Source organism: Bradyrhizobium sp. SZCCHNR3119 (assembly GCF_032487775.1).
Classification (GTDB): domain Bacteria; phylum Pseudomonadota; class Alphaproteobacteria; order Rhizobiales; family Xanthobacteraceae; genus Bradyrhizobium.
The window spans coordinates 5,060,258-5,072,218 of sequence record NZ_JAUEUV010000001.1 but is presented as its reverse complement, the minus strand read 5'-3'; the positions used below and the strand labels follow the sequence as shown (position 1 = coordinate 5,072,218).

Below are 11,961 nucleotides of genomic sequence, written 5' to 3'. Positions count from 1 at the left end.
CTCAGCGCGCGGGCTCGCTCTTGAGAGCCTGTCCCGGCTCATGCGCCAGCGGCTGAACCCGCAGCGCCCCGCGCAAGCCCAGTGCCGTGCCGGCAAAGATGCCGGCGACGGCGACGAACGAGGCCAGCGCCAGGGTCGACAGGCCAGTCAGCCCCTGCCCGACCGAGCAGCCCAATGCCATCACGCCGCCGACGCCCATCAACGCCGCTCCGCCGGCCGACCGCAGCATATGACGAGGCGAATGGAAGCCTTCGAGCTTGAAGCGCCTCGTCAGCAGGGCCGTCCCGAAGCTGCCGGCCAGAACACCACCGACCGTGGCAACACCGAAATTGACCGTGAGGCCGGTCGAGAGCATCACGTATTGCAGGCTGTCGGCGATCGGCGCGACGAAGGTCAGCGATGCCACCGGCACCGGATTGAAATCGTCGGCCCCGAGATATCCGGTCGCGAACCATCCGGCCGCGATCAGAAGCCCGACCAGGAGCCCTGCGGCGATCTGGCCCGGTGCGCGGCGAAACCGGCGATGTGCGAAGGCAAAGCTGAGAAGCGCACCGGACAGAACAAGTGCCGGCAACAGCCGAGCCGACGCGCCATGCAGCCCGCCGCTCGACAGCAAGGCCGGCAAAGACGTCGCTGTCGTCGTGGCCTGCGAAGCCTGCACAAGCGCAATCCGCACCGGCGCGATCAGTCCCTTCAAGGTCATCTCGGCCACGATCCCGAGCACAACCACCACGACGAAGGAGCGCAGATTGCCACGTCCGAGCAGCACCAGGGCCCGCGAGCCGCAGCCGTTCGCCAGCACCATGCCATAGCCGAACAGCAGGCCGCCGGCGAACATCACGGGTACGGAGAAGGTCGGCTGCAGATAGATCGACTTGCCAAGGTCAACGAAGCCCTCGATGGCCAACATCTGCGTGGCCAAGATGGCGACGCCCATCGCCAGGGCGTAGGTGCGGACCAGACGACTGTCGCCGCCCGCCCACCAGCCGCGCAACGAGCTCATCATGCAAAACCCGCTCAAGAGCCCCACCGCGCCATAGACGAGGCCGATCACAAGACCGGCGATGACAGCCAGATCGGCGGCTTCGCGCAATGGCGGGATCCTTCTTGCAGCACGGAAACGGGGACAGCGATGCCGGGGCATCACCGGCTTTCGCTTGACGCGCGCGGAATCTTTGCCACGATGCGTGTTTAACTAGTTCAGAAAGCTTGTTCCAACAAGCACCATTGGGAGAGAACGCCGTGGCTGCGCAACCGGAGATTCGCCGGCGGTTGGAGATATGGCGATGACCGGCGAGCGAGCTTCGCCGGAGGCGCTGGCGCGAGCCTGCGCCGAGGCCATGTGGAAGGACGACCGGGCGAGCCAGGGGCTCGGCATGGAGATCGTCGAGATCGGCCCGGGCCGGGCAACGCTGCAGATGACGATTCAGCCGCACATGGTCAACGGTCACGGCATCGCCCATGGCGGTTTTATCTTCACACTCGCCGATTCTGCCTTCGCCTTTGCCTGCAACACCCACAATGAGCGCACCGTGGCGGCGCAAGGCAGCATCACCTTCATCCGCCCAGGCAAGCTCGGCGACCGTCTCATCGCGCGTGCGACCGAAATCTCGCGGAGCGGACGCTCCGGCATCTACGACGTTCGCGTCTTTGCAGGCGAAGTCGTCATCGCAGAATTCCGCGGCCACTCCCGCAGCATCGGCGGCACGCTCGTGACCGTCGGCGATGCCCACGGCCCAAGCTGACGCCGGAGAACAAAGAGCCATGGCCCTCACCAGATCCCAATCACAGCCGGACGGCTACGTGCCTGAGATGGACGAGACCGAGCGCGCCTCGCGCGACCAGATCATGACGCTGCAGACCGAACGGCTGGCCTGGTCGCTCAAGCACGCCTATGACAACGTCGCGCATTACAAGCGCGCGTTCGACCGTATCGGCGCGCACCCGTCCGACTTTCGCGACCTCTCCGATCTCGCCAAGTTTCCGTTCACCTCGAAGACCGACCTCCGCGACAATTACCCGTTCGGCATGTTCGCGGTCCCGCGCGAGCAGCTGGTCCGTATCCACGCCTCTTCCGGCACCACCGGCAAGCCGACCGTGGTCGGCTACACCAGGGCCGACATCGCGACATGGTCGAGCGTAATGGCGCGCTCGATCCGCGCCGCCGGCGGCCGACGTGGCATGATCATCCACAATGCCTATGGCTATGGCCTGTTCACGGGCGGCTTAGGCGTGCATTACGGCGCCGAGCAGCTCGGCTGCACCGTGGTGCCGATCTCCGGCGGCATGACCGAGCGTCAGGTGCAGCTGATCAACGACTTCCGGCCCGAGATCATCACGGTGACGCCGAGCTACATGCTGGCGATCCTTGATGAGTTCAAGCGGCAGAACCTCGATCCACGGCAGAGCTCGCTCAAGCTCGGCATCTTCGGCGCCGAACCCTGGACCAACGCGATGCGTGCCGAGATCGAGGACGCCTTCGCCATGGACGCGACCGACATCTACGGGCTCTCGGAGGTGATCGGTCCCGGCGTCGCGCAGGAATGCCTGGAGACCAAGGACGGCCTGCACATCTGGGAGGATCATTTCTATCCGGAGATCATCGACCCCGACACCGGCGCGGTGCTGCCGGAAGGCGAGATGGGCGAGCTGGTGTTCACCTCGCTGACCAAGGAAGCCTTTCCCGTGATCCGCTATCGCACCCGCGACCTGACGCGCTTGTTACCCGGCACAGCGCGGCCCGGCATGCGACGGATGGAGAAGGTCACGGGACGCTCCGACGACATGATCATCCTGCGCGGCGTCAACCTGTTCCCGACCCAGATCGAGGAAATCTTGCTGGCGACCGACTGGTGCGGCGGCCACTTCATGCTGGAGCTGACGCGCGACGGCCGCATGGACGAGCTGACGATCTTCGCCGAGGCGCGGCAGGAGGTCTGGGACGGCAGCGGATTGACTGGCCATGCCGACTTCATCTCCACGCACATCAAGAACACGATCGGCCTGACTGCGAAGGTGAAGGTGGTGGCCCCCGACACGCTGGAGCGCTCGGCCGGCAAGGCCAAACGCGTGAAGGACAGTAGGCCGAAGGATTAATCAAGTTCGCACTCACCGTCGTCATTGCGAGGAGCAAAGCGACGAAGCAATCCAGACTTTCAAGACGGACGCATACTGGATTGCTTCGCTTCGCTCGCAATGACGCCGCGGTTACATATGATCGTAATCCACGACGACGCGCTCCGTCGTCGGTTTGGCCTGGCAGGTGAGCACGAAACCGGCCTTGAGCTCCCACGGCTCCAGTGAATAGTTCAGTTCCATTTCCGCTTTGCCTTCGACGAGCCGGGCGCGGCAGGTCGAACACATGCCGCCCTTGCAGGCAAAGGGCAGATCGACGCCGGCGCGCAATGCGGCGTCGAGGATCGCCTCGCCCTCGGCGACCGGCACCTCGCGCCGCTTGCCGTCGATGATCAGGGCCGCCATTGCCTTTGGCGGCGCCGACGCTGGCACGACCGCTTTCGGCCGCGGCTTGCCGCCGAGCCCGGAGACGAAGCGCTCGACATGAATGCGGTCTGCGGCGATGCCGAGCTCACGGCAGGTCGGCTCGAGCTCGTCGCTCATGCCCGAGGGACCGCAGATGAAGACATGGTCGACGCTCTCGGCCGGCACCAGCGAACGCAACAGCACCCTCACCTTCTCGGCATCGAGGCGACCGTGCAGGATCGGGATGTCCTGCTCCTCGCCGGAGATGACATGGAATATCGACAACCGATCGAGGTAGCGGTCCTTGAGCTCCTCCAGCTCTTCGCGAAACAGCATACCCGCGGTGGCGCGGTTGCCGTAGAACAGGAAGAATCGGCTCTTCGGCTCGCGCGCCAGCACGCCCTTGATGATCGACAGGATCGGCGTGATCCCGGAGCCGGCCGCGAAGCCGACATGGATGCGTGCCGCATCCGGCTCGGGTGCTACGCCGAAGCGGCCGGTCGGCGTCATCACGTCGAGCTCATCGCCGCACTTCAGTTCATCGGTCACGAAACTGGAGAACGCGCCGCCATCGACGCGCTTCACCGCAATGCGGATCTCGCCGTCATCGGGGCCTGAGCAGATCGAGTAGGACCGCCTCACCTCCTCGCCGCCGAGCGTGGTGCGCAGGGTGAGATATTGCCCGGGCGAGAAATGATAGTCGCCGGCAAGCTCGCGGGGAATCGCAAACGTCAGCGAGACCGCATCAGGCGCCTCGCGGCGCAGGTCGTTGACAGCGAGATGATGGAAGCGCGGAGTGGACATCGAACCTATCCCTCCGTCATTGCGAGGAGCAACGCGACGAAGCAATCCAGGCTCTTGCCATCCGGGCATTCTGGATTGCCTCGTTGCGCTCGCAATGACGGATGTTCATGAGCTAGTGGCACTTGAAATAATCGAACGGTTCGCGGCAGGCTTTGCAGCGCCACAGCGCCTTGCACGAGGTCGAGCCAAATTCGGACAACAGCTCCGTCTCCGCAGAACCGCATTGCGGACAGCTCACCTGCTCGAGGCCGAACAGCGCACGGCGGCTATTTGCGGCTAGTGGCGGCGCGATACCGTATTCCCTCAGCTTGCGGCGGCCCTCCTCGCTCATCCAATCCGTCGTCCAGGCCGGCGACAATACGGTGCGCACGTGAATCTCACGAAAGCCGGCGCGCTCGAGCGCAAGCTCGATCTCCAGCGCGATCATGTTCATCGCGGGACAACCGGAATAGGTCGGGGTCACAGCGACCTCGACGCGGTCGCCGCTGACCTCGACCTCGCGCAGCACGCCGAGATCATCGATCGTCAATACCGGAATTTCCGGATCGGTCACGCTCGCGGCAGCCTCCCAGGCGCGCTGGCGCAGATCGGCGTCGCTGGTCGCAGTCGCTACCATGTAGCGCCCGGAAAACTGCGCTGCATATATTGCAGCTCGCTCAGCAGGTGGCCGAGATGCTCGCTGTGGCGTCCGTCGCGGCCACCCTGCTGCATCCAGTCGTTCTCCGGCAGAACCAGCGTGGCTTCGCGCGCGATCTGCGACACCGCCGCCAGCCAATCCGGTAGCAGCGTCGTCGGATCGATCGCAACCCCGGCGTCGATCAACCCGCGCTCGCTGTCATCGATGCTGAACATCTCGCCGGTATAGGCCCAGAGGTCGTCGATGGCCGCCTGCGCCCGCGCATGGCTTTGATCGGTGCCGTCGCCGAGCCGGATGATCCATTCGCTCGCGTGGCGCAGGTGATAGGCGCTCTCTTTTTCCGACTTCGCTGCGATCGCCGCAAGTGTCGCGTCGTTGGAGCGCATCATCGCCTGCCAATAGCGATCGGCGAAGGCCGAATAGAACCATTGCCGCACCATCGTATAGGCGAAGTCGCCATTGGGACGCTCGACCAGCAGCAGGTTGCGGTATTGTCTCACGTCGCGGAGATAAGCGAGCGCGTCCTCGTCATTGTCGCGAGCTTCGACTTTCGCGGCGTAGCCATAAAGTTCGCGCGCCTGGCCGATCAGGTCGAGCGCCATGTTCGACAGCGCCATATCCTCTTCGAGCATGGGCGCGTGGCCGCACCATTCGGACAGCCGATGACCGAGGATCAGCGCATCGTCGGCGCGGCGCAGCGTGTAAAGCACTAGCGGGGTTTCGGTGACTTCGATCGAAGCGGCGGCCATGCTCGATACCTGCGGCATACTCGACGTCATTGCGAGGAGCAACGCGACGAAGCAATCCAGACTATCTCCGCGCACACAGCCTGGATTGCTTCGCTGCGCTCGCAATGACGGATGGCTGAACGTCCGTCGGCAATCACATATGCCCGACCTCATCGGGCACTTCGTAAAAGGTCGGGTGGCGATAGATCTTCGACTCAGCTGGCTCGAACATCATGCCCTTGTCGGCGGGGTCGGAAGCAGTGATCGCGCTCGACGGCACCACCCAGATCGACAGCCCCTCGCCGCGGCGGGTGTAGATGTCGCGCGCCGCCTGCAACGCCATGGTGGCATCAGGCGCGTGGAGCGAGCCGCAATGCTTGTGGGCGAGGCCGTTGCGGCTGCGGATGAAGACCTCCCATAGCGGGGTGTCCGGAGTTGCCATGGCGATCTCCCTTCGATCTATTCGGCAGCCTGCGCGGTGTCGCGATAGCGGCGCTTGCGCGCATAGGCGGCCGCTGCCTCGCGGACCCAAGCACCGTCTTCGTGAGCCTTGCGACGTGCGGCCATGCGGTCGCGGTTGCAGGGACCGTTGCCGGCGAGCACCTGCTTGAACTCATTCCAATCGATCGTGCCGTGAATCCAATGCCCATTATCGTCCTGCGTCATCTCGGGATCGGGAATGGCGAGCCCGAGATATTGCGCCTGCGGCACCGTGGCATCGATGAATTTCTGCCTCAGCTCATCGTTAGAGAAGCGCTTGATCTTCCACTTCGTGGAAGCGTCGCTGTGCTGGCTCACCTGATCGGGCGGACCGAACATCATGAGCACCGGCCACCACCAGCGGTTCAGCGCATCCTGCGCCATCGCCTTCTGCTCGGTCGTACCGCGGCACAGCGTCAGCATGATCTCGTAGCCCTGGCGCTGGTGGAAGGATTCCTCCTTGCAGACGCGGATCATCGCGCGCGCATAGGGGCCATAGGAGCAGCGACAGAGCGGAATCTGGTTCATGATCGCAGCGCCATCGACCAGCCAGCCGATCACGCCGATGTCCGCCCAGGTCAGCGTCGGATAATTGAAGATCGAGGAATATTTGGCCTTGCCGGCCAGCATCGCGTCGACCAGTTCCTCGCGGGACGCTCCGAGCGTTTCGGCGGCGGCGTAGAGGTAGAGGCCGTGGCCACACTCGTCCTGCACCTTGGCGAGCAGCGCGGCCTTGCGGCGCAGGCTCGGCGCACGCGTGATCCAATTGCCTTCCGGCAACATGCCGACGATCTCGGAATGGGCGTGCTGGGAAATCTGCCGGATCAGCGTCTTGCGATAGGCGACCGGCATCCAATCGTTGGGCTCGATGCGTTCCTCGGCGTCGATACGCGCCTGGAAGCGCGCCGCCTGTGCCATGTCCTCCGCAAGGGAGCCCTCCTCGGGCGTATTGAGCGCCTGCGTATACATGCGGCGACGTGTCCTCCCAGGACTTGGTTGCCGGCAATATATAACACAATCTAATCTATGCAATCCATTTTTGTAATATATCAGCGCAGATCATCAATCGCCGAAACGGCGGCCGAGCGCCTCCCCGGCTGGCGGTAGCGGGCCATTCTCGTCGGTTGCGTGCCGGTCGAGCCAGCGCTCGGAACCAGGCAGCAGGGCGCGATAGATCTCGCCACACAGCCTCCGCGCCCGACCTCCCGGCCAGTCCTTCGGCAACAGTTCCGCCGGCAGCAGCGGATCGCGCAGCACGATGCGGCGGTAATGGTGGATCAAGAGGATGCGCGCGGTGAAGGCGTCACCCTCGGACAAAGCCTGCTGCTTGTGCAGGCAAATCTGCAGCGGCGTGAAGGTGGCAATGAACTTCAGATAGGCCTCCGCCGTGCGGTCCAGTGTCCAGCTCTCGGCCAAGAGGCGCCGGGCCATGTCGGGGGCGGCGGACGCATCGAGACGCAGCGCCTCCCGGGCCTCCTCCGGTACGACGGTGCCCGCCGGCGCGACAAACACGCCCGGCAGCGGACTGCCGAAGCCCGCATTCTTGAGCGCATCGCGCGCCGCCTCGCGCTGATCGGCGCCGCTGATCAGGAGCAGCTCGAAGCTCCCGGTCCATTCCGTCGGCGGCGGGTCGTAGATGTGGCGGGTCGCGGCGGCAAAGCTCTGCTGTCCCTGCTTCACCAGGCGATAGAAGCTGTTACGGCCGACCTTACCGCGCTCGAACCAGCCTTCGGCGGTGAGGCGCGACATCGCCGTGCGCACGACGCTGCCGTCGATATCGAGGCCGGCGAAGAATTCCAACAGCGTTCCAAGCCACACCGTCCCGCCGCGCGGCACGATGGCGTCGCCGAACACAGTGATGATGAGCGAGCCGGTGCGCGAGGGCTCGCGCTTGAGCTGATCGATGATGTGGGAGAGCGGCTGCGGCATGGTGACCACGCATAGCGTGTTTTGTCGCACTCCGACACCGCAGGTCCAAACGGATCAAAAAAGAAGGCCCGCAAAGCGCGGGCCCAGGCGGCATTCAGTACGTTGAGGGCCCGACGGCGATCAGGCCGACTTGGTGTAGGCCTTGGACAGGTTGTCCTGGATGGTCTTGGCGCCATCGGCCACCAGCTTGCCGAAATACTCGGTGCTCGACTTCGCCCGCGAGATGAGCGCTTCACCGCGCGCCCGCGCGAGTTCCGACTGGATCTGGACCGCCTCGCTGAAGGTCTTGGCGGACGCCAGCTTGTCCAGCCCGTCAAAGAACGCCTCGGTATCCTGATGGATCGCCTGCTGGATGTTGCGGGTGATCTTGGTCGCTTCGCTGACACCCTCAGCAACAGCGGTCTCGATCACTGCGGTCACCTTTTCCGAGCCGGCGAAAGCATCGGCGACGCGCTCCTTGGCCGTCGACGTGGCCTTCTTGAAGAACTCGCGCGCGGATTCCGGCATTTCCATCGTTTGCAGGTTCTTCAGGGCGTCGGTCATCGGCCCGAAGGCCTGCTTGACGCTGTCGAACCCAGTGTTGGTTTCAGTGGTCATTGATTTCTCCATCCTCTGCTGAGCTATGGCTTCTCCCCCGCCCACATGGACCCGGGGTTTCATAGTCATGCCACGCCCCATGTTGCATTGCAACATAAATATTGCAATGCAACATGAACTATCGTTTATGCGGGATGCGGGATAGAGAACGCCAAGCGCTTAATCGGGCCGTTTCACCGAGTCCGGGGCTTCTGCATCCGCGGCTGCACGCCTAGAGCTGCGTTTGCCGGCTCGAGGGGCGGTTTGCTTGGAAGGAGCAGTCTTGACCGCCTGCTGTAGCAGCACCTTGATCTCGCTTAATTCGAGCTCGATCGACCGGAGCCGCTCGACCATCTCGTTGAGCTGGCCGCGGCTGGGCAGGTTCATGCCGATGAAATAGTTTTCCATCAGATCGGCGATCTGTTGCTGCGCTCCCGGAGCGGACGCTCCCCGGTTGTCCGCTTGGCGTCCCATTGGCGATGAGCCCAAGCCTTGCTTGGCGAAGGCGGCAAAGCTCTTCTGCATCTCGCCGACCATTTGCTGCCACAACGCAATCGCATCACCCGTCTTGTCCACCATCGGCATCCTCCTTGTCGCCGAGCGAGATCACGAGACTCAAACCTTGGTGGCCACCATATCATGGGCCAGCCTTCATGAGCCGATCGAGACATGCGGCGAATGAGGCGGCCTGCGCACCGCCTTCTCCCGGTTTCGGCAACATGCGATACAGTTCCCCCCGCTTTGCAACGAGGAACCCAGTTGTGACCGCCATTGCTCGTCAGCCTCCGCAAATCGCGCGCGCCAACGGAATCGACATCTGCTACGAGATCTTCGGCGATCCCAGCGCGGAGCCGCTGCTGCTGATCATGGGGCTTGGCGGCCAGATGCTGATCTGGGACGATGAGTTCTGCGCGCAACTCGCTGCCCGCGGCTTTCGCGTCATCCGCTTCGACAATCGCGATATCGGCCAATCCGGCAAGATGCACGGCGGCAAGCGGCTCACGCCGTTCGAGCTGCTCAAGCTGCGCTTCTTCCATATTCCGGTGTCCGCGCCCTACAAGCTCATCGACATGGCCAAGGATACGGTCGGGCTGATGGAGGTGCTCGGTATCAAGTCCGCGCATCTGGTCGGCGCCTCGATGGGTGGCATGATCGCCCAGGAGCTCGCGCTCTCCTTCCCCGACCGCGTGAGGTCATTGACCTCGATCATGTCGACCACCGGCAATCCGCGGATTCCGCCGCCGAGCCGGGAGGCCGCGATGATGCTGATGATGCCGGCACCCAAAACCAAGGAGCAATATATCGAACGCTTCGCCCTCACCTGGAAGATGCTGCGCGCCGGTTCCTTCCCGGAAGACGAAGCACGCGACCGTGCGCTGGCCGAACGCTGCTTTGCCCGCGGCATCAATGCAGCCGGCGTCGCCCGGCAACTCCGGGCGATCCTGGCCTCCGGCAGCCGCAAACCACGGCTGCATTTGGTGGAGGTGCCGACCTTGGTCATTCACGGCACCCGGGATCCGCTGGTGCATCCCGCCGGCGGGCGGGACACGGCTGAGTCGATTCCGAATGCCAAGCTGCTGATGATCGACGGCATGGGCCATGCGCTGACGATCCGGACATGGCCGCAGATCATCGATGCGATCGCAGCGCATGCGCACGGCGCCAGCGCCGAGGCGGCGTGACGCATTTGGGCACGAGCGGTTGCCGCAAGGAAAAGAAAGGTGTCGTCCCTGCGAACCAGGGACGACACCGCCTGTCTGGCTAACTGGCGGAACGTCTTATCTCTTCAGATCACCCGAACCGCCGCCTACGCCATTCGATCAGCTTGGCGCTGACCTCCGCCGGCTGTTCCTGCTGCGTCCAATGGCCGCTGTCGCGCACCAGATATTTCTCGAGGTCAGGCACCAGCCTTTCCATGCCGTCCGCAGCAGACGGCGGCAGCACGGCATCGTTCTCGGCCATGATCATCAGGGACGGCACGCGGACGGTGTGATCCAGCCCCTCGGATCGCCGCCAATTGCGGGACATGTTGCGGTACCAGTTGATCCCGCCGGTGAAGCCGGTCTTTTTGAACGTCTCGACAAACACCCGCTTTTCATCGTCCGAGAGGATCGGCTGTCGGTTGTCGCGACTGGCGTCATAGGCAGCCACCATCTGCGGAAAGGCCAAGTTGACCGTTCTCGCCGCGCCGATGCCGCCGACCGGCGGCTCCTTCGCATCGGCATCGTTGCGCGGCAGCGGCTTGCGCATGAAGGCGTCGAAGGTCTGTTCGACCCTGCTTCCAAATATCCGGTCCGGCTCGCGTCCCGGATCCTGGAACTGGACGATATACATCGTCTCGCCAAAGCGCTTGCGCATGATATCGATCGGGTCGGCGGGCGCGCGGGGAAGATGCGGCGTGTTGATGCCGACCACGCCGGCGACGCGGTCGGGATAGCGCAAGGGCATCTGCCAGACGACGAAGCCGCCCCAGTCGTGACCGACAAAGATCGCCTTGTCGATCTTCAGATGATCGAGCAGGCCGACCAGATCGGCGGTCAGATTCTCGAGGTCATAAGCCTCGACCGGCTCCGGCCGATCGGTCGCCCCATAGCCGCGCTGGTCGGGTGCGATCACCCGGATGCCGGCTTCGCCGAGCGCCCTGATCTGATGCCGCCAGGAGAAAGCCAGTTCCGGCCAGCCATGGCACAGCACCATGGGAGGCCGGTCGGTAGCCGGTCCCGCCTCGTAATAGCCCATGCGGATGCCGTTGGTTTCGGCAAACTGCAGCGGCGGCATGGCCGTGGCCTCGCTCATAGCTCCTCCCGTTCGTGTGCTTTGTTATCGGGCGGCGCAGCAGTTGAGCCGCCCGCCATGATCGTGCAGGTCAGCTCAAGCCAACGCAAGCGGCCGCCGACGGCGCCGCCTCAGACGACATGCCAAGCAGGCGATCAGGCAGATTTCCGGTCGTTCGACCGGGGGCCACCGAGGCCGGTCATGGTCACGAACAGATCCTGAAACTTCTCCGCCAGCTTGGGATCGAAGCTGAACCAGCTCTGCAGCAGGGCCTCCGGGGCCATCTTGTCGATGTTGCTCATCATCTGTTGCTGCAGCTTGTCCATGACGGCGGTCTGCATCGGGCCGACGTCAGGCAGTCCGAAGAATTGCCGCGCCTCCAACGGCGTGCAATCGATCTCGATATTGACTTTCATGTCGCGCTCCGCGCTGTTCGAACCGCCCTCGTGCCGCCGACCTGAAGAGCCCTGCCCCCAGCCAACAAGTCGCCGGGACCGTTTCAGTTCAGAAGCGATGAGAAGAGTATCACCGCACCAAGTCTCTCTCGCAAGC

Annotated in this window: 14 protein-coding genes; 3 read left to right on the top strand and 11 right to left on the bottom strand. The window is 63.9% G+C overall.

The features are described from left to right. Position 1: 1 nt before the first annotated feature. Positions 2–1,066 (bottom strand): YeeE/YedE family protein, encoded by a 1,065-nt coding sequence (locus tag QX034_RS23345; protein WP_315706356.1) that lies wholly within the window; start codon positions 1,064–1,066, stop codon positions 2–4. 220 nt (positions 1,067–1,286) lie between these two features. On the opposite strand from QX034_RS23345, the gene paaI reads away from it, so the two are divergent. Together paaI and paaK are read left to right on the top strand one after the other, a co-directional pair. Further along, positions 1,287–1,745, top strand: coding sequence for a hydroxyphenylacetyl-CoA thioesterase PaaI (gene paaI, locus QX034_RS23340; protein WP_315706284.1), 459 nt, complete (start codon positions 1,287–1,289; stop codon positions 1,743–1,745). Between the two features lie 19 nt (positions 1,746–1,764). Then, complete coding sequence (gene paaK / locus QX034_RS23335; protein ID WP_315706285.1) at positions 1,765–3,096, top strand: phenylacetate--CoA ligase PaaK; 1,332 nt, start codon at positions 1,765–1,767, stop codon at positions 3,094–3,096. 111 nt (positions 3,097–3,207) lie between these two features. Here the strand turns inward: paaK and paaE are convergent, their stop codons facing one another. The 8 genes from paaE to QX034_RS23295 form a co-directional block, all read right to left on the bottom strand. Beyond that, positions 3,208–4,284 carry a 1,2-phenylacetyl-CoA epoxidase subunit PaaE gene (paaE, locus tag QX034_RS23330; RefSeq protein WP_315706286.1) on the bottom strand — a complete coding sequence of 359 codons (1,077 nt, stop codon included), beginning with the start codon at positions 4,282–4,284 and terminating at the stop codon, positions 3,208–3,210. A gap of 112 nt (positions 4,285–4,396) precedes the next feature. Beyond that, positions 4,397–4,900, bottom strand: a complete 504-nt coding sequence (gene paaD / locus QX034_RS23325; protein ID WP_315706287.1) for a 1,2-phenylacetyl-CoA epoxidase subunit PaaD — start codon at positions 4,898–4,900, stop codon at positions 4,397–4,399. Continuing rightward, positions 4,894–5,670, bottom strand: a complete 777-nt coding sequence (paaC, locus tag QX034_RS23320; RefSeq protein ID WP_315706288.1) for a 1,2-phenylacetyl-CoA epoxidase subunit PaaC — start codon at positions 5,668–5,670, stop codon at positions 4,894–4,896. Before paaC ends, paaD begins: the two co-directional genes overlap by 7 nt. A 133-nt stretch (positions 5,671–5,803) precedes the next feature. Continuing rightward, positions 5,804–6,091, bottom strand: a complete 288-nt coding sequence (gene paaB / locus QX034_RS23315) for a 1,2-phenylacetyl-CoA epoxidase subunit PaaB (RefSeq protein ID WP_315706289.1) — start codon at positions 6,089–6,091, stop codon at positions 5,804–5,806. A gap of 17 nt (positions 6,092–6,108) precedes the next feature. After that, complete coding sequence (paaA, locus tag QX034_RS23310; RefSeq protein ID WP_315706290.1) at positions 6,109–7,098, bottom strand: 1,2-phenylacetyl-CoA epoxidase subunit PaaA; 990 nt, start codon at positions 7,096–7,098, stop codon at positions 6,109–6,111. 93 nt (positions 7,099–7,191) lie between these two features. Then, the gene (gene paaX, locus QX034_RS23305; RefSeq protein WP_316195848.1) at positions 7,192–8,058 is read right to left on the bottom strand and encodes a phenylacetic acid degradation operon negative regulatory protein PaaX; all 867 of its coding nucleotides are present in this window, start codon (positions 8,056–8,058) and stop codon (positions 7,192–7,194) included. A 120-nt stretch (positions 8,059–8,178) separates the two neighbouring features. After that, positions 8,179–8,655 carry a phasin family protein gene (locus QX034_RS23300; protein ID WP_315764862.1) on the bottom strand — a complete coding sequence of 159 codons (477 nt, stop codon included), beginning with the start codon at positions 8,653–8,655 and terminating at the stop codon, positions 8,179–8,181. Positions 8,656–8,814: 159 nt separating this feature from the next. Continuing rightward, positions 8,815–9,213, bottom strand: coding sequence for a hypothetical protein (locus QX034_RS23295; protein ID WP_315769530.1), 399 nt, complete (start codon positions 9,211–9,213; stop codon positions 8,815–8,817). Positions 9,214–9,395: 182 nt separating this feature from the next. Here QX034_RS23295 and QX034_RS23290 point away from each other — a divergent pair, with 182 nt between their 5' ends. Beyond that, positions 9,396–10,316: an alpha/beta hydrolase gene (locus QX034_RS23290; RefSeq protein ID WP_316195846.1), complete on the top strand. Its 921-nt coding sequence runs from the start codon at positions 9,396–9,398 to the stop codon at positions 10,314–10,316. Positions 10,317–10,425: 109 nt separating this feature from the next. Here the strand turns inward: QX034_RS23290 and QX034_RS23285 are convergent, their stop codons facing one another. Beyond that, complete coding sequence (locus QX034_RS23285; RefSeq protein ID WP_316190669.1) at positions 10,426–11,430, bottom strand: alpha/beta hydrolase; 1,005 nt, start codon at positions 11,428–11,430, stop codon at positions 10,426–10,428. 134 nt (positions 11,431–11,564) lie between these two features. After that, the gene (locus tag QX034_RS23280) at positions 11,565–11,825 is read right to left on the bottom strand and encodes a DUF6489 family protein (protein WP_315706295.1); all 261 of its coding nucleotides are present in this window, start codon (positions 11,823–11,825) and stop codon (positions 11,565–11,567) included. Positions 11,826–11,961 lie beyond the last annotated feature (136 nt).